We start from the raw sequence: 16,839 nt of genomic DNA, 5'->3' as shown, positions 1-16,839 counted from the left end.
GGCTGTCCAGTTTCGAGGTGTTTTCGCTGTTGCTGGCTGCTTTGGCGCTGGGCCGGATGGGCTGTGTGTCGAGCGAGGCCTTGCTGTGGCGGTGGCTGTCAGCGCAAATATCCGGGCAGGTCTATACGACTAACGAACATTGCCTCATATGCCCGGGGCATAAGAGGCAATGTTACGCTCTCGGCGCGCGGGCTATTCTGCACGCGCTTCAAGGTCAGTGCCTTGCCTGCACACTAATAAGAAGAGAGCATTTCTATGACTGACGCCCTCGTCCTGGACGGCGCTTCGGCAGCGCCTGCATTCCTGTCCAAGGAACGCATCATCGCCCAGCCCGGCTTCAACCGCTGGCTGGTGCCGCCCGCTGCCCTGGCCATTCATTTGTGTATTGGTATGGCCTATGGATTTTCGGTCTTCTGGCTGCCGCTATCGAAAGCCATTGGTATCGATGCGCCGCTGGCTTGCACGGCCGATATTGGCTTCTTCGAACAGCTATTCGCCAGCAATTGCGACTGGCAGATCTCCATGCTGGGCTGGATCTACACGCTGTTCTTCGTCTTCCTCGGCTGTTCTGCGGCGGTTTGGGGTGGCTGGCTGGAGCATGCAGGTCCGCGCAAGGCCGGTCTGGTGTCGGCGTTGTGTTGGTGCGGTGGTCTGCTGATTTCTGCGCTGGGCATTTACAGCCATCAAATTTGGCTGTTGTGGTTGGGCTCCGGAGTGATCGGTGGTATTGGCCTTGGCCTGGGTTACATCTCGCCGGTGTCAACGCTGATCAAGTGGTTCCCGGACAAGCGCGGCATGGCCACTGGCATGGCGATTATGGGCTTCGGTGGCGGCGCCATGGTTGGCGCACCCTTGGCGGCTGAGTTGATGAGCCACTTCGCCAGCGACACGGGCGTCGGCGTATGGCAGAGCTTCGTGGTCATGGCGGTCATCTATTTCGTCTTTATGGCCGGTGGCGCGCTGTCCTACCGGGTGCCGCCCACCGGCTGGAAACCGGCTGGCTGGAAGGCGCCTGCGGCCAAAGCGGGCAACAGCATGATCACCAACCGTCATGTGCACGTCAGCGTCGCCTGGAAAACCCCGCAGTTCCGCCTGGTCTGGGCGGTGCTGTGCCTCAACGTATCGGCGGGTATCGGTATCATCGGTATGGCCTCGCCACTGTTGCAGGAAGTGTTCGCCGGGCAACTACTGGGTAACGACCTGTCCTTCAACGAATTGAGTGCTGCGCAACTCGGCCAGATTGCTGCAATCGCGGCTGGCTTCACCGGCTTGCTCAGCCTGTTCAACATTGGCGGGCGTTTCCTTTGGGCCTCTTGCTCGGACTTTATCGGCCGTAAAGCCACCTACTTTGTGTTCTTCGGTCTGGGCTTTGCGCTCTACGCCGCAGTGCCGCTTCTTGGGCAGCTGGGTAGCCTGGCGCTGTTCGTGCTGGCGTTTGGCATCATCCTGTCGATGTATGGCGGTGGTTTCGCTACGGTGCCGGCTTACCTGGCGGATCTGTTCGGTACGCAGATGGTCGGTGCCATTCACGGTCGCCTGCTCACCGCGTGGGCGGCTGCCGGGGTGCTCGGCCCGGTGCTGGTCAACTACCTGCGCGAGTACCAGTTGAGCATCGGCGTTGAGCGCGCTGCGGCGTACGACATCACCCTGTACATCCTCGCTGGCCTGCTGGTGTTGGGCTTTATTTGCAACCTGCTGGTGCGCCCGGTGGCGGATAAGTACTTTATGAGCGAAGCCGAGTTGGCCGCCGAGCGTGCGCTCAGCCATGACGCCGGTCGTGGTGAAGTCGCGGTGCTGGAGTGGGCGGCTGATCCGGCTTCCAAGCCGCTGGCCATTGCCGCCTGGTTAGCGGTTGGGCTGCCGCTGGCGTGGGGTATCTGGATCACCCTGCAAAAGACCGCGACGCTGTTCCAGTAAGGCGCGCGCGGCACCCCAGAATCCCGCTGGCGAGGCTGTTCGTCAGCGGGTTTTTTGCTATCTGCTGGCCTTGCTTCAAGGTTGCGCGCTTATCGGCCTATAATGGCCGCCCTTTGGCACAACGACTTTGTGGAGCTGGTGATGATCGAGCGTACGGCATCTGTCGAGCGCAATACCCTGGAGACCCAAATCAAGGTCTCGATCAACCTGGATGGTACGGGCAAAGCCAAGTTTGATATTGGCGTCCCCTTCCTTGAACACATGCTTGATCAGATTGCCCGACATGGCCTGATCGACCTGGATATCCAGTGCAAGGGCGACCTGCATATCGACGACCACCACACCGTGGAAGACGTCGGTATCACCCTCGGCCAGGCATTCACTAAAGCCATCGGCGACAAGAAGGGCATGACCCGATACGGCCATTCCTATGTGCCGCTGGATGAGGCGCTGTCACGCGTGGTCATCGACTTCTCCGGGCGTCCCGGCCTGCAGATGCATGTGCCGTTTACCCGGGCCACCGTGGGCGGTTTCGACGTGGATTTGTTCCAGGAGTTCTTCCAGGGCTTCGTCAACCATGCCTTGGTCAGCGTGCACATCGATAACCTGCGTGGCACCAACACCCACCACCAGATCGAAACGGTGTTTAAAGCCTTCGGTCGCGCGCTGCGCATGGCGGTGACGTTGGATGAGCGTATGGCCGGGCAGATGCCGTCGACCAAGGGCTGCCTGTAAATGCAGACCGTTGCGGTAATTGACTACGGCATGGGCAACCTGCACTCGGTGTCTAAGGCCCTTGAGCACGTAGGGGCAGGCAAGGTACTGGTGACCAGCGATGCCCAGGTGATCCGCGAAGCCGATCGCGTGGTGTTCCCCGGTGTTGGCGCGATCCGCGATTGCATGGCCGAGATCAAACGCCTGGGCTTTGATCAGCTGGTGCGTGAAGTCAGCCAGGATCGGCCGTTTCTCGGCATCTGTGTGGGCATGCAGGCCTTGCTGGAGCACAGCGAGGAGAACGACGGTGTCGATTGCATCGGTCTGTTTCCCGGCAAGGTGCGTTTCTTCGGCAAGGGCATGGTCGAAGACGGTGAGCCGCTGAAAGTGCCGCACATGGGCTGGAACGAAGTGGCGCAGTCGGTCAAACACCCGCTGTGGCACAACATCCCGGATCTGGCGCGCTTCTACTTTGTGCACAGCTACTACATCGAGGCCGGCAACCCCAAACAGGTGGTGGGTCGCGGGCATTACGGCAAGGATTTCGCCGCAGCGCTGGCCGATGGCTCGCGCTTTGCCGTGCAGTTCCACCCGGAGAAGAGCCACACCCACGGCCTGCAATTGCTGCAGAACTTCGCCGCCTGGGATGGGCGCTGGTAAATGAGTCGAGGCAAGCTGAAGCCGCCGATCATGACCCTCAACGCCGAGCAGGAGCGTGAAGCCTGCCAGGCGATCAAGCGCTTTATGGCCGAGCGGTTTGAATTGGAACTGGGCAGCTTCGAAGCGGCCGAGGTGCTCGAGCTGTTTGCCCGTGACGTGGCACCGCACTACTACAATCGGGCGATTTTCGATGTGCAGACTCACCTGAAAGAACGGTTCGAGAGCATCGAAAGCGACCTCTGGGCACTCGAAAAGAGCTGACCCACCGAATTCACACGACTTGAGCAGGTTCAACCGATGCTGATTATCCCCGCTATCGATTTGAAGGACGGCGCCTGTGTGCGTCTGCGCCAGGGCCGCATGGAAGACTCCACGGTGTTTTCCGATGACCCGGTGAGCATGGCCGCCAAGTGGGTTGAGGGCGGCTGCCGTCGCCTGCACCTGGTTGACCTTAACGGAGCCTTTGAAGGTCAGCCGGTCAATGGTGAGGTGGTGACCGCCATCGCCAAGCGCTACCCGCACCTGCCGATCCAGATCGGCGGTGGCATCCGTTCGCTGGAGACCATCGAGCATTACGTCAAGGCTGGCGTCAGCTACGTGATCATCGGCACCAAGGCGGTGAAAGATCCGCAGTTCGTCACCGATGCGTGCAAAGCCTTCCCCGGCAAAATCATCGTCGGCCTGGATGCCAAAGATGGCTTCGTTGCCACCGACGGCTGGGCTGAAGTCTCCACGGTACAGGCCACCGATCTGGCCAAGCGTTTTGAAGCCGATGGCGTCAGCGCCATCGTTTATACCGATATCGCCAAAGACGGCATGATGCAGGGCTGCAACGTCGAGGCCACCGTGGCGTTGGCAGCGGCCAGCCGCATTCCGGTGATTGCCTCGGGCGGCATCCACAACCTCAGTGATATCGAGAAACTGCTGTTGGCCCGCTCGCCAGGCATCGTTGGGGCGATCACCGGTCGGGCGATTTACGAAGGCACTCTGGATGTCGCCGAGGCGCAGGCCTTCTGCGATAGCTTCCAGGGCTGATCTGAACGTAGGGTGGGTTAGCTGCGCTGCGGCGTAACCCACCGATGGAGTCATCCGTTGACGCGACGATGGGTATCGCTGCGCTCAACCCATCCTACGAGTGCATTGTTATGGCTTTGGCAAAACGCATCATCCCCTGCCTCGACGTCGACAACGGTCGCGTGGTCAAGGGCGTGCAGTTCGAGAACATTCGTGACGCCGGTGATCCGGTGGAAATTGCCCGGCGCTATGACGAGCAGGGTGCCGATGAAATTACCTTCCTCGACATTACCGCCAGCAGTGATGGTCGCGACACCACCCTGCACACGGTTGAACGCATGGCCAGCCAGGTATTTATCCCGCTCACCGTCGGTGGCGGTGTGCGCAGCGTGCAGGACATTCGCAACCTGCTGAATGCCGGCGCGGACAAGGTATCGATCAATACCGCGGCGGTGTTCACCCCGGAATTCGTCGGCGAAGCCGCCTCGCGGTTCGGCTCGCAGTGCATCGTCGTAGCCATCGATGCCAAGCGGGTTTCCAAGCCGGGTGAAACCCCGCGCTGGGAGATTTTCACCCACGGTGGGCGCAAGCCGACTGGCCTGGATGCGGTGCTCTGGGCGAAAAAGATGGAAGACCTCGGTGCCGGTGAGATCCTCCTGACCAGCATGGATCAGGACGGCGTGAAGAGCGGCTACGACCTGGGCGTAACCCGCGCCATCAGCGAAATGGTCGGCATCCCGGTGATCGCCTCTGGCGGTGTCGGCAACCTGCAGCACCTGGCCGACGGCATTATCGAAGGCAAGGCCGCTGCCGTACTGGCTGCGAGCATTTTCCACTTCGGTGAGTACACCGTGCCGGAAGCCAAGGCTTATATGGCCAGCCGCGGCATCGTCGTCCGTTAAAGCCTTCTGGCGGGCAGTCCTGCCGGCCACTGCTGCGGGGCAGTCGACAGCAATATGTCGACTGCCCCGCTACAATCACGCCGTCCGTAACTGGCTCGAATGCGTCCGCAATAAGGTGTGTCTGCTTCATCGCCAGGCGGGTGAATGTGTAGGCGTGCCGGCGTTACTTCAGGCTGGGCTAAGCCAGCCGGGCTGAGTATGCTTGCCGCTTAGGCCAACTAACGATGTGAGACGTCATGTTAAAGCAACTACTAGCCGCCCTTGCCGGCACTGTTATGGTGCTCGCAGGCAGTGCGCGGGCGGAAATCGACCCGAACTACCGCATGGTCCTGCTGACCGAGAACTTCCCGCCCTACAACATGGCGATCAACGGCAAGAACTTTGCCCAAGAAGACAATATCGACGGCATCGCGGTGGATATTGTCCGGGAGATGTTCAAGCGTGCTGGCATTCAGTACAACATGACCCTGCGCTTCCCGTGGGAGCGCATTTATAAGCTGGCGCTGGAAAAGCCTGGTTATGGCGTGTTCGTCACCGCGCGTCTGCCTGACCGCGAAGCCCTGTTCAAATGGGTCGGGCCAATTGGCCCGGATGACTGGGTGTTGCTCGGCAAGGCCGATAGCCCAATCACCCTGAACAGTCTGGAGGACGCCAAGCAGTACCAGATCGGTGCTTACAAAGGCGACGCAATTGCCCAGCACTTAGCAGAGCAAGGCCTGCAGCCGGTCACCGCATTGCGCGACACGCAAAATGCCAAGAAGCTGATGGCCGGGCAGATTGATCTGTGGGCCACTGGCGATCCTGCTGGGCGTTACCTGGCCAAGCAGGAAGGCATTTCCGGCCTGAAAACCATTCTGCGCTTCGACAGTGCGGAGCTGTATCTGGCCCTGAATAAAGAGGTGCCGGACGAAGTGGTGCAGAAGCTGCAAGGCGAGTTGGACAAAATGCGCAGCGAAGGCTTTGTTGACGATATTCTGAACAACTATCTGTAATCGCTAAAACCAGCGGGCTGAGCACAAATCAGCCCGCGTCCATGGATGGATGCAGCCACGTGTCATACGTCGCCGGGCCTGTGCCCGAGCAGGGATGCCGCTAGCCATAATCACAATTCATGCGAGCGGAATGACCTATGTTGAAAACCTTGAAAAGCGGTCTGTTGTTGGGCCTTGTGCTGAGTGCCTGTGCGGCCCGTGCAGAGCTCCCAGCCGATTACAAAGTGGTGTTGCTGACCGAGAATTTCCCGCCGTTCAATATGGCGGTGGATGACAAGAACTTTGCCCGTGATGATGGCATCGACGGGATCAGCGCCGAGATCGTCCGGGCGATGTTCAAGCGTGCCGGCATCAACTACACCCTGACTCTGCGCTTCCCCTGGGATCGCCTCTATCGTCTGACCCTGGACAAGGCCAACTATGGCCTGTTCTCCACCACGTTCACGCCTGAGCGGCAGCCGTTGTTCAAGTGGGTCGGGCCCCTGGCCAAGACCGGTTGGGTGCTGTTGGCTGCGCCGGGTAACAACGTCAGCGTCGCCAGCCTAAAGGACGCCGCGCAGTACCAGATTGGCGCATACAAGAACGATGCGGTCAGCCAGCACCTGGAAAGCCAGGGCTTGACGCCGACCAACGCCTTGCGCGATCAGGAAAACATCAAGAAACTGCTCAGTGGCAAGATCGACCTGTGGGCCACCACTGACCCGGTTGGCCGCTACCTGGCCAAGCAGGAAGGTGTCAGTGGCCTGAATACTGCGCTGCGCTTCAACGAAGCGGAGCTGTACCTGGCACTGAACAAGGACACCCCCGATGAGGTGGTGCAGCGCCTGCAGAAGGCCTTGGATGAGTTGCGTGCCGAAGGCTTTGTTGACGAGATGACCAATAACTACCTGTAGAGACAGGGGTTACTAAAAAGCCCGGCCTTGAGTGATCAAGGCCGGGCTTTTTAGTGTTTGCCCGCGCGGGGCATGGCGCCAGTTATCCTCAGTCGCCGCGGGTCACGCTCAGGCCTTTGAGCAGGTTAAGTGCCTGGCTCAGCTGGTAGTCATCGTCCTGCGGGCGTACCGGTGCCCCGGCTTTACTCTTGCTGGGTTTGTCCGCGCCACCGTTGCCGTTGCCCAGGTGGCCCTGCAGATCGGCTTCCTTGATGCTGCTTTCCGCTATCTCACGGGTCAGCTTGGCGCGCGCGACTTCGATGTCCGGGACGATGCCCTGGGCCTGGATCGAACGGCCGTTGGGGGTGAAGTACAGGGCAGTGGTGAGCTTCAGGGCGCGGTCGTTGTTCAGCGGCAGCACGGTTTGCACCGAGCCTTTGCCGAAGCTGTCAGTACCCATTAGCACGCCACGCTTGTGATCCTGCAGGGCACCGGCGACGATTTCCGAGGCCGAGGCGCTGCCGCCGTTAATCAGCACCACCAGCGGTACGCCTTCGCTGGTGTCGGCGGGGTCGGCGTTGAAGCGCAGTTCGGAGTTGGCGATGCGTCCTTCGGTGTAGACGATCAGGCCCTTCTTGAGGAAGTGATCGGTGACTTCCACGGCCGCCTGCAGCACGCCACCGGGGTTGTTGCGCAGGTCGAGGACCAAGCCGCGCAGTTTCTTGCCATTGTCCTTGCGCAGCTTGCTCAGGGCCTTGCCGACTTCTTCGCCGCTGTTGACTTGGAACTGGGTGATGCGCACGTAGCCATAACCGTCGTCGAGCAACTGGCTTTTCACGCTCTTGACCTTGATCACCGCGCGCGTCAGTTCGACCTCGAAGGGTTTGCTGCCTTCGCGTACCAGGGTCAGCTCGATATCTGTGCCGGCTTTGCCGCGCATTTTTTCGACCGCTTCCATCAGCGACAGGCCTTTGGTCGGCTGGCCGTTAATTTTCACAATCAGGTCGCCGGGTTGGATGCCTGCAGCGGACGCCGGGGTGTCATCAATCGGTGACACCACCTTGAGAAAACCGTCTTCGCTGCCGAGTTCAATGCCCAAGCCGCCGAATTCACCGCTGGTGCTTTCCTGCAGGTCGCGGAAGGCTTCCGGCTCGAGGTAGGCCGAGTGCGGGTCGAGGTTGCTGAGCATGCCCTTGATCGCGTTTTCCAGCAGGGTCTTGTCGCTGACCGGCTCGACGTAGGCCGATTTGATGCGGTCCATGACCTCGGCAAAAGTGCGCAACTCGTCCAGTGGCAAGGGCGCGCTGTCATTGACCGTGGCAGGGGCGTCGGCCGGCGCGGCGAAGACGGCCGTGCTGCCCAGCAGGGTAACGGCCAGGGCGAGGGCGGTGAGGCGGAACAGATGCGGCATGTTGAACGTACTCCTGGTCCAGAATCGATAATCGCGGCACTTATCCTTGTGCGCGGCACCATTGAGCGGGGTCAATCGGGCGGCCCTGCTGGCGAATTGCGAAATACAGCGCCGAGGCCTCTTGGCCGCCGCTGTTACCAACAGTGGAGATGGCTTCGCCGGCTTTGACCACGTCGCCGGCGTTCTTCAGCAAGCTTTGGTTATGCCCATAAAGACTTAAATAGCCGTTGCCATGGTCGAGAATGACCAGAAGCCCGGCGCCGCGCAACCAGTCGGCAAATACCACGCGTCCGCCATGCACGGCCTGCACCTGGCTGCCCGCAGCTGCGCCGATCAGTACGCCGTCCCATTTGGTTCGCGCATCGCCACCACGAGGGGTGCCGTAGCGGGCCACAAGACGGCCATTGACCGGCCAGGGCAGCTTGCCGCGGGCTTTGGCGAATGGCCCGCCGAAGCTGGCTCCGGAACTGACCAGCGGGCCGCTACTGGCGGCTTTTGCCGGGCTGCGCGATTGCGCCTCACGTTCGGCGAGCAGAGCCTGCTGGCGCGCTGCTTCGGCTTCGCGGGCCTGGCGGGCGAGGGTTGCCTCGATGGTTTTCAGGACGCGGGCCAGGTTGGCTTGTTCTTGCTGGCGGGCTTTGAGCTTCTGGTCGCGGGCGGAGAATTCCTTGCTCAGCTTGGCCAGGGCCAGCTGGCGCTCTTGGCGCACGCTGGCGAGTTGCTTGCGGCGGCCGTCCAGGGCGCTTTTCTGCTCCAGCAGTTGGTTCTGCTGGTTGACGATTTCCATCTCGACGTTGGCCAGTTGGCGCAGGGTTTCATTGAATGCGCCGAGTTGCTCCATGCGCGCTTCGCTGAGGTAGTCATAGTAGGTCAGGGTGCGCGAGAATTTTTCCGGGTTCTGCTGGTTGAGCAGTAGCTTGACGTACTCCTGGCGGCCGCTCTGGTAAGCGGCGCGGGCCTGGATGCCGATCAGGCGCTGCTGTTCAAGGCGCGCGCCCTGGAGTTTTTTTTTCTCGCTGTCGAGGCGCTGGATCTCCTCTTCGCTGTGTTTCAGGTCCTGCTGCAGGTCTTTAACCTGCTTCTCCAGCTGGCCCATTTCGCTTTCGGTTTTCTTCAGGTCTTTCTGCACGCCGGATTTCTCCTGCTGCAGCTTTTCCAGCAGTTGTTTTAGCTCACTGACATCGGCACGTGCGGCGTCCAGTTGCTTCTGTGCATCACGCTTCTCGTCAGCGAGGGCAGGCGTGAGTAGGACAGTCAGGAAAATAACGGCGAGGGCACGAAACATGGGGCTGACGCTACCTGAATTAAGAACGCGCCTAGTATGCCTAAAAAATGCCTGGGAGCCATTTTTAACATCATGCAATGGCGGTCTAGGGCGCGCGGTTCATGGATGACAGGTTGCCAGAAACGGGCGGCTGGCGGCACACCGTTGGTGTCGCGAGCGGCCTGTGATCGACAGCCTTAAACCGTCAGCACGTGGCCCGCCAGCCAGGCGTTGCACCTGGCTGCGGGCAATGGCTTAGTTCAGCTCGACAATGCTGGTGCCGGTCATTTCAGCCGGTACCGGCAGGCCCATCAGGGTCAGCACGGTCGGGGCCACATCGGCCAGTACGCCGCCTGGGCGAATGCTCGCTGGGCGCTTGCCGACATAGATGAATGGCACCGGCTCACAGGTATGCGCGGTATGCGCCTGGCCAGTGCTTTCGTCGGCCATCTGCTCGACGTTGCCGTGGTCGGCGGTGATCAGTGCTTCGCCACCGACCTTGTCCAGCGCCGCGACGATACGCCCGACGCAGCTGTCCAGGCACTCCACGGCGGCCACGGCGGCGGCGAACACGCCGGTGTGGCCGACCATGTCGCCGTTGGCGTAGTTGACGATGATCACGTCATAGCGCTGGTTTTCGATGGCATCGACGATCTTGTCGGTGACTTCCGGCGCGCTCATCTGCGGCTGCAGGTCGTAGGTGGCGACGTTCGGCGAGGGGATCAGGATGCGCTCTTCGCCGGCAAAGGGCTCTTCGCGGCCGCCGGAGAAGAAGAAAGTGACGTGGGCGTACTTCTCGGTTTCGGCGATGCGCAGCTGGGTTTTGCCGTTGTTTGCCAGGTATTCGCCGAGCACGTTGGTCAGCGCCTGCGGTTTGTAGGCGCTGGGTGTCGGAATGCTCGCAGCGTACTGGGTGAGCATGACGAACTCGGCCAGCTGCGGCACGCGCTTACGCTCGAACGCGTTGAAGCCGGGCTCGACAAAGGCGCGGGTCAGTTCGCGAGCGCGGTCGGCGCGGAAGTTCATAAATACCACGGCGTCGCCGTCTTCCATCTGCACCGGTGCGCCGATGCGGGTGGCTTTGACGAACTCGTCGCTCTCGCCGCGTGCATAGGCGGCATTCAGGCCTTCCACGGCAGTGGCGGCGTTGAATTGGCCTTCGCCATCGACTAGCAGCTGATAGGCCTGCTCGACGCGCTCCCAGCGATTGTCGCGGTCCATGGCAAAGTAACGGCCACTGAGGCTGGCGATGCGGCCTTTACCCAGTTTGGCGAAGGCGGCATCGAGCAACTCGATAGACGGTTGTGCGCTTTTCGGCGGCGTGTCGCGGCCATCGAGAAAGGCGTGCAGGTAGATTTTTTCCGCGCCGCGTTGCGCAGCCAGTTCGGCCATGGCGACGAGGTGATCCTGATGGCTGTGCACGCCGCCCTCGGAGAGCAGGCCGAGGATGTGCACGGCTTTGCCGGCGCTAACGGCCTTGTCCACCGCCGCGGTGAGGGTCGGATTGCTGAAGAATTCGCCATCACGGATGGCTTTGGTCACCCGGGTGAAGTCCTGGTACACCACGCGCCCTGCGCCGAGGTTCATGTGGCCGACCTCGGAGTTGCCCATCTGGCCATCCGGCAGGCCCACATCCATGCCCGAACCGGAGATCAGGCCGTGGGCTTGGGTGGCGCGCAAGTGGTCGTAGACCGGCGTGTTGGCTGCCATGATGGCATTCGATTCAGGGCTGTCACTGTGGCCAAAGCCATCGAGGATGATCAGTACCAGGGGTTTGGGCGTGGCGCTCATAAAGCTGGCTCGCTTTGCGTGAGGGGCGAATAAAGGCTGGGCATTTTACGGCCAAGTGGCGCAAACGTCACGGTCGGGCGGGGTTTGGCCGGCCTGTGTGGCTGTGTATACTGGCCGACATTTTACCGTTCCGGAACCGCACAATGCTCGCCAACTTGATTGAATTTGCCACTACTCACTATGTACTGAGCGGGTTGTTCGTGACCCTGCTTGCGCTGCTGGTATTCACCGAGGCGCGTAAGGGCGGGCAGAGCCTGAGCAGCCGCGAACTGACTGCGCTGGTGAACAGCGAGCAGGGTGTTGTGCTGGATATTCGCGGGCAGAAAGACTTTTCTGCCGGGCATATCGTCGGTGCATTGAATATTCCGAATGAGAAGCTCGCCGGTCGCATGGTTGAGCTGGACAAGCACAAAGCCAAGACCTTGATTGTGGTCGACGCCATGGGCCAGCACGCCGGTGCGGTCTGCCGCGACCTGAAGAAGGCCGGTTTCACTGCCGCCAAACTGTCGGGTGGCATTGCCAGCTGGCGTGGCGACAACCTGCCGCTGGTGAAGTGAGATGCAGCCTGTCGTCATCTACTCCAGCGATTGGTGTCCGTACTGCACCCGCGCCAAGCAACTGTTGGCGAACAAGGGCGTGGCGTTCGATGAAATCAAGGTCGACGGTCAGCCGGAGGTGCGTGCGGAAATGACCCGCAAGGCGCGCCAGACCTCGGTGCCGCAAATCTGGATTGGCAGCACCCATGTGGGTGGCTGCGATGACCTGTATGCCCTGGAGCGCGCCGGCAAGCTCGACGCGCTGCTCAAGGTTTAACTCCCCTGTTTATCCGTACCTAACGACAAGAAGGCTTTGCCATGACAGAACAAGCTAGCAACGGCGCCGCTCAGGGCGAACAGAACCCGCAATTCTCCCTGCAGCGCATCTACGTGCGTGACCTGTCCTTTGAAGCGCCGAAGAGCCCGGAAATCTTCCGTCAAGAGTGGACGCCGAGCGTCGCCATGGACCTCAACACTCGCCAGAAGACGCTGGACGGTGACTTCCACGAAGTGGTGCTGACCCTCTCGGTTACCGTGAAGAACGGTGAAGAAACCGCGTTTATCGCTGAAGTGCAGCAGGCCGGGATCTTCCTGATCCAGGGGCTGGACGCTGCCTCGATGAGCCATACCCTCGGTGCGTTCTGCCCGAACATCCTCTTCCCCTATGCTCGCGAGACCCTGGACAGCCTGGTGGTACGTGGCTCGTTCCCGGCGCTGATGCTGGCTCCGGTGAACTTCGATGCGCTATACGCACAAGAGTTGCAGCGCATGCAGCAGGCCGCAACGCCAACTGTTGCTCACTGAGCCGCTGTCTAAGCAATAAAAAAGCGCCTGAGGGCGCTTTTTTATTGGCAGGGAGCTACGGCGTTTTATTCCTGCGGCGCTGCGGCGCTGCGGGGGGCGTCTGCGGCATGGCGAAATCATGCTGGCGCCAGGCTTCATAGACGGCTACGGCGACCGTGTTGGACAAGTTGAGGCTGCGGCAGCCGTCGCGCATCGGTAGGCGCAGGCGCTGCTCGGGCGGCAGGCTGTCGCGCACCTCTTGCGGCAGGCCGCGGCTTTCCGGGCCGAACAGGAAGGCATCGCCAGGCTGGTAGCTGACCTGGTGAAACGGCTGTGAGCCCTTGGTGGTGAACGCGAAGACGCGCGGCTGGCCGAGATTTTCTAGGCAGCTGGCGAGGTCACTGTGGCGCTGTAGCGTGGCGTATTCGTGATAATCCAGGCCAGCGCGGCGCAGGCGCTTGTCATCCAAGTCGAAGCCCAGGGGTTCGATCAGGTGCAGGTGGCAGCCGCTGTTGGCGCAGAGCCTGATAATGTTGCCGGTATTGGGCGGTATTTCCGGTTGAAAAAGGATGACGTGAAACATGCGCGGCTCCGAGCGTGAAGGCGAGCAGCATTCTACAGACCTGCGGCCACGTCCGTGGGGGCGGGTTATTGCTTCGTTGGCGGTGTTTGGTTTTCTGATTGGCTTGATGATTGGCCGCATGCTGCAACCCGAGCCGCTCTGGCTGGAGCGCGTAGAGGTGCTCGATAACGGTCTGGCGCTGTGGTTTAACGTCGAGCCGCTGCCGCGTGAAGAGCATGCCGGCGGTGTGTTTATCGTGCGCCTGGAGAGTTTTGGCCGCCAGCAGCAAGGTCAGTTGCGGGTGCAGGGACGTTTAGCTAATTGGCGTTTGCAGCGCGAGCGCAAGGATCTGCTGCTGCGGGTGGTGGCGGCCCGCCCTTTGCGCGGTGAGTGGCGCGCTGAAGAGCTGGACGGGCGCTGGCGGCTGGTGGTCAGCCTGGCGGAGCAATAAAAGTGGGGAATCCCCGGCCTGCCTGTACCAAGGTCCCCAAAACTGGGATTGCTTGAGTCTATGCAGGCTGTGTGCCAGTTTTGTTACGTGGGCTGAATGTCGCGTAAATACTGGGCGTAAGGCTGTTTTAGCAGCTTCTTAGCAGTGTGCCAGCAGCGCGATTGAACCACTGCTGTGCGACAGGCTGATGTGGTGCATTGCCTTGGCGCATTTTCCGTTTGTTTGCCGTAATAAAAGACAACGGGCCCACTGGGCCCGTTGTCTTCTCTGCGTGATGCGCTCACGGCTCAGTCGTCGCCATCGTCCTCGTCGCTGCTGTCGACGTTCATGCCCAGTTCCTTGATCTTGCGCGTTAAGGTGTTGCGGCCCCAGCCCAGCAGCACGGCGGCGTCACGGCGGCGGCCGGCGGTATGCTTGAGCGCCGCCTCGATCATGATCCGCTCGAAGGCCGGTACGGCCGTATCCAGCAAGCTGGACTGACCGCGGCCCAGCGCCTGCTCGGCCCACTGCCGCAAGCCTTGCTCCCAGCTGCTGGCGGGGGCGTTTTCCTGTGGTTGGCTGAGCAGTTCGGGTGGCAGGTCGCCAACATGCACCTCACGGCCCGAGGCCATGACGGTAATCCAGCGGCAGGTGTTTTCCAGCTGGCGTACGTTGCCGGGCCAAGGCAGCTGCGCCAGGTAGTCTTCGGTTTGGTTTTTTAGCAGCTTCGGCTCAACGGCCAACTCCAGCGCGGCGCGGCTGAGGAAATGCCGGGCCAGGGTGGGGATGTCTTCACGGCGGTCGGACAGACGCGGGATGTGGATGCGAATGACGTTGAGGCGGTGGAACAGGTCTTCGCGGAACTTGCCGGCCTGCACCAGGGTTTCCAGGTTCTGGTGGGTCGCAGCAATGATGCGCACATCCACCTTGACCGGGGTGTGGCCGCCGACGCGGTAGAACTCACCGTCGGCCAGTACCCGCAGCAGGCGGGTCTGGGTGTCGGCCGGCATATCGCCGATTTCATCGAGAAACAGGGTGCCACCGTCGGCCTGCTCGAAGCGTCCGCGGCGCAGATTGGCCGCGCCGGTAAAAGCGCCTTTCTCATGGCCGAACAGTTCGGACTCCATCAGGTCTTTGGGAATCGCCGCCATATTCAAGGCAATAAACGAGGAGGCGGCGCGTGGGCTGTGGCGGTGCAGAGCGTGGGCGACCAGCTCCTTGCCGGTGCCGGACTCGCCGTTAATCAGTACGGTGATATTAGAGTGCGAGAGGCGGCCGATGGCGCGGAATACCTCCTGCATGGCCGGTGCTTCGCCGATGATCTCCGGCGTGGGTGGCTGCTCGATCGGTACGCTTAAACCTTGCTGCTCCTGAGCGTGCTGGTTGGCGCGCTTGACCAGGGCGACGGCTTCGTCGACGTCGAACGGCTTGGGCAGGTATTCAAACGCACCGCCCTGGTACGAGGCCACTGCGCTGTCGAGGTCGGAATGCGCGGTCATGATGATCACGGGCAAGCGCGGGTGCATCTCACGAATGCGCGCCAGTAGCTCAAGGCCGCTGGCGCCGGGCATGCGGATATCGGAAAGGATTACATCGGGCTGCTGTCGCGCCAGGCGGCTGAGTACGCTGTCGGCGCTGTCAAAACTTTGGGTGGTTATGCCTTCTTGCTGCAGGGCCTTCTCCAGCACCCAGCGGATGGAGCGGTCGTCATCGACAATCCAGACGGTTTCACTGTTGCTCATGACGGCGTTACTCCTTGTTCCAGCGGCAGGAAGATCGAGAACACGGTATGGCCTGGATGGCTCTCGCACTCGATCAAGCCTTGGTGCTGGCTGATGATGTTCTGGGTAATGGCCAGGCCCAGGCCGGTGCCATCGGCACGCCCGCTGACCATGGGGTAGAAGATGGTTTCTTGCAGCTCAGCCGGGATGCCGGGGCCGTTGTCGATAATCTCGATTTTGGTCACCAGGCGATGGCGGCAATGGCCGATGGTGAACTGGCGCAGGGTGCGGGTGCGCAGGGTGATGCGCCCCAGGCGCAGGTCGCTCTGCGGGGCGAGTGCCTGCATGGCATTGCCGACGATATTCAGCACGGCCTGGATCATCTGCTCGCGATCGATCAGTACATCGGGAATGCTCGGGTCGTAGTCGCGCAGCAGCATGATGCTGCCCTGGGTTTCGGCTTCGACCAGGCTGCACACTCGCTCCAGCACCTCGTGCACGTTGGTCATGGCCAGCGAGGGCAGTTTGTTCGAGCCGAGCATGCGGTCGACCAGATTACGCAGGCGGTCGGCCTCCTCGATGATCACATTGGTGTAATCCTTGAGGCTTTCTTCGGGCAACTGGCGCGCCAGTAATTGCGCTGCACCGCGGATGCCGCCGAGGGGGTTTTTGATTTCATGGGCCAGGCCGCGCACCAGGATTTTCGTGGTCTCCTGCTTGGACAGCTGTGCTTCTTCCTTGGTGATGCGCAGCAGCCGGTCACGCGGGTGAACTTCCAGCAGCAACAGGGTTTCACCCCGGCTGAGCACTGGGGTCACCGCATAGTCGACGGTCAGCGTCTGACCGTTAACCGAGGTCAGTACGGCTTCGCGTTTGTTGAACGGGTGAGCGTTCTGCACGGACTGGCGCAACGCGCTCAGCGCTTCGCTGGACTCGGTAAACAGCTCGCTGATGAACTGACCATGGCTGCGCTGGCCGCTGACGGCCAGGAGCATTTCCGCTGCCGGGTTCATGTACTCAAGACGCAGGTCGTCGTTGAGCAGCAGCGTGGCCGTGGTCAGGTTGTCCAGTAGCAGGCGGTGCAGTGCGTCGTTGATGATCATAGTGGGATGTCAGCAGACCCTTGAGTTCCAGCAATGCAGCTGGAAAATGCAAGAAGCAAACCAAAGCCCCGAAAAGAAGCGTGTTTGGCCGTGGGATGCCGGAAATTAGCTACTTACAGCGCAGCCGGGCCGAATCGAGCGACCCAAAACAGGGAGAGTATAGAAAT

General features: G+C 61.1%; 18 protein-coding genes. 12 read left to right on the top strand and 6 right to left on the bottom strand.

Annotated elements, in window-relative coordinates; genetic code table 11:
• Nucleotides 1-255 precede the first annotated feature (255 nt).
• The 8 genes from Q0V31_RS04585 to Q0V31_RS04550 all read left to right on the top strand — a co-directional run bounded on the left by Q0V31_RS04585 (nucleotide 256) and on the right by Q0V31_RS04550 (nucleotide 7,092).
• The gene (locus Q0V31_RS04585; RefSeq protein WP_298184943.1) at nucleotides 256-1,917 is read left to right on the top strand and encodes an OFA family MFS transporter; all 1,662 of its coding nucleotides are present in this window, start codon (nucleotides 256-258) and stop codon (nucleotides 1,915-1,917) included.
• Between the two features lie 141 nt (nucleotides 1,918-2,058).
• Nucleotides 2,059-2,652: an imidazoleglycerol-phosphate dehydratase HisB gene (gene hisB / locus Q0V31_RS04580; protein WP_298184941.1), complete on the top strand. Its 594-nt coding sequence runs from the start codon at nucleotides 2,059-2,061 to the stop codon at nucleotides 2,650-2,652.
• Nucleotides 2,653-3,291: an imidazole glycerol phosphate synthase subunit HisH gene (gene hisH / locus Q0V31_RS04575; RefSeq protein ID WP_298184940.1), complete on the top strand. Its 639-nt coding sequence runs from the start codon at nucleotides 2,653-2,655 to the stop codon at nucleotides 3,289-3,291.
• On the top strand, nucleotides 3,292-3,552 hold the full coding sequence (locus tag Q0V31_RS04570; protein ID WP_298184938.1) for a DUF2164 domain-containing protein: 261 nt from the start codon (nucleotides 3,292-3,294) through the stop codon (nucleotides 3,550-3,552).
• 36 nt (nucleotides 3,553-3,588) lie between these two features.
• Entirely contained in the window at nucleotides 3,589-4,326 is a 738-nt protein-coding gene (gene hisA / locus Q0V31_RS04565; RefSeq protein ID WP_298184936.1) for a 1-(5-phosphoribosyl)-5-[(5-phosphoribosylamino)methylideneamino]imidazole-4-carboxamide isomerase, read from the top strand.
• A gap of 110 nt (nucleotides 4,327-4,436) precedes the next feature.
• Entirely contained in the window at nucleotides 4,437-5,207 is a 771-nt protein-coding gene (gene hisF / locus Q0V31_RS04560; RefSeq protein ID WP_298184934.1) for an imidazole glycerol phosphate synthase subunit HisF, read from the top strand.
• A gap of 236 nt (nucleotides 5,208-5,443) precedes the next feature.
• The gene (locus Q0V31_RS04555; protein WP_298184932.1) at nucleotides 5,444-6,199 is read left to right on the top strand and encodes an ABC transporter substrate-binding protein; all 756 of its coding nucleotides are present in this window, start codon (nucleotides 5,444-5,446) and stop codon (nucleotides 6,197-6,199) included.
• 137 nt (nucleotides 6,200-6,336) lie between these two features.
• Entirely contained in the window at nucleotides 6,337-7,092 is a 756-nt protein-coding gene (locus Q0V31_RS04550) for an ABC transporter substrate-binding protein (protein ID WP_298184929.1), read from the top strand.
• Between the two features lie 88 nt (nucleotides 7,093-7,180).
• On the opposite strand, the gene Q0V31_RS04545 is transcribed toward Q0V31_RS04550, so the two are convergent.
• From Q0V31_RS04545 to gpmI, 3 genes are all read right to left on the bottom strand, one after another.
• Complete coding sequence (locus Q0V31_RS04545) at nucleotides 7,181-8,482, bottom strand: S41 family peptidase (RefSeq protein ID WP_298184927.1); 1,302 nt, start codon at nucleotides 8,480-8,482, stop codon at nucleotides 7,181-7,183.
• A 40-nt stretch (nucleotides 8,483-8,522) separates the two neighbouring features.
• Entirely contained in the window at nucleotides 8,523-9,767 is a 1,245-nt protein-coding gene (locus Q0V31_RS04540; RefSeq protein ID WP_298184925.1) for a murein hydrolase activator EnvC, read from the bottom strand.
• Nucleotides 9,768-10,001: 234 nt separating this feature from the next.
• The gene (gene gpmI / locus Q0V31_RS04535) at nucleotides 10,002-11,537 is read right to left on the bottom strand and encodes a 2,3-bisphosphoglycerate-independent phosphoglycerate mutase (RefSeq protein ID WP_298184923.1); all 1,536 of its coding nucleotides are present in this window, start codon (nucleotides 11,535-11,537) and stop codon (nucleotides 10,002-10,004) included.
• Between the two features lie 143 nt (nucleotides 11,538-11,680).
• On the opposite strand from gpmI, the gene Q0V31_RS04530 reads away from it, so the two are divergent.
• Genes Q0V31_RS04530 through secB form a run of 3 tightly spaced genes read left to right on the top strand, consistent with a single transcriptional unit; the run spans nucleotide 11,681 to nucleotide 12,877 of the window.
• The gene (locus tag Q0V31_RS04530; protein ID WP_298184921.1) at nucleotides 11,681-12,094 is read left to right on the top strand and encodes a rhodanese-like domain-containing protein; all 414 of its coding nucleotides are present in this window, start codon (nucleotides 11,681-11,683) and stop codon (nucleotides 12,092-12,094) included.
• Between the two features lies 1 nt (nucleotide 12,095).
• Nucleotides 12,096-12,350 carry a glutaredoxin 3 gene (grxC, locus tag Q0V31_RS04525; RefSeq protein ID WP_298184919.1) on the top strand — a complete coding sequence of 85 codons (255 nt, stop codon included), beginning with the start codon at nucleotides 12,096-12,098 and terminating at the stop codon, nucleotides 12,348-12,350.
• A 41-nt stretch (nucleotides 12,351-12,391) separates the two neighbouring features.
• Nucleotides 12,392-12,877, top strand: a complete 486-nt coding sequence (gene secB / locus Q0V31_RS04520) for a protein-export chaperone SecB (protein WP_298184917.1) — start codon at nucleotides 12,392-12,394, stop codon at nucleotides 12,875-12,877.
• Between the two features lie 55 nt (nucleotides 12,878-12,932).
• On the opposite strand, the gene trmL is transcribed toward secB, so the two are convergent.
• On the bottom strand, nucleotides 12,933-13,439 hold the full coding sequence (trmL, locus tag Q0V31_RS04515) for a tRNA (uridine(34)/cytosine(34)/5-carboxymethylaminomethyluridine(34)-2'-O)-methyltransferase TrmL (RefSeq protein WP_298184915.1): 507 nt from the start codon (nucleotides 13,437-13,439) through the stop codon (nucleotides 12,933-12,935).
• On the opposite strand from trmL, the gene Q0V31_RS04510 reads away from it, so the two are divergent.
• Entirely contained in the window at nucleotides 13,438-13,869 is a 432-nt protein-coding gene (locus Q0V31_RS04510) for a hypothetical protein (protein WP_298184913.1), read from the top strand. The genes trmL and Q0V31_RS04510 overlap by 2 nt on opposite strands.
• A gap of 287 nt (nucleotides 13,870-14,156) precedes the next feature.
• Here the strand turns inward: Q0V31_RS04510 and ntrC are convergent, their stop codons facing one another.
• Both ntrC and glnL read right to left on the bottom strand, forming a co-directional pair.
• Entirely contained in the window at nucleotides 14,157-15,590 is a 1,434-nt protein-coding gene (ntrC, locus tag Q0V31_RS04505) for a nitrogen regulation protein NR(I) (protein ID WP_298184911.1), read from the bottom strand.
• Nucleotides 15,587-16,669, bottom strand: coding sequence for a nitrogen regulation protein NR(II) (glnL, locus tag Q0V31_RS04500; RefSeq protein ID WP_298190910.1), 1,083 nt, complete (start codon nucleotides 16,667-16,669; stop codon nucleotides 15,587-15,589). Before glnL ends, ntrC begins: the two co-directional genes overlap by 4 nt.
• Between the last annotated feature and the right edge of the window lie 170 nt (nucleotides 16,670-16,839).

The sequence above is a fragment of the uncultured Pseudomonas sp. genome (assembly GCF_943846705.1).
Lineage (GTDB): Bacteria > Pseudomonadota > Gammaproteobacteria > Pseudomonadales > Pseudomonadaceae > Aquipseudomonas.
The sequence above is the reverse complement of the archived record's forward strand: the minus strand, read 5'-3'. Positions and strand labels throughout refer to the sequence as shown.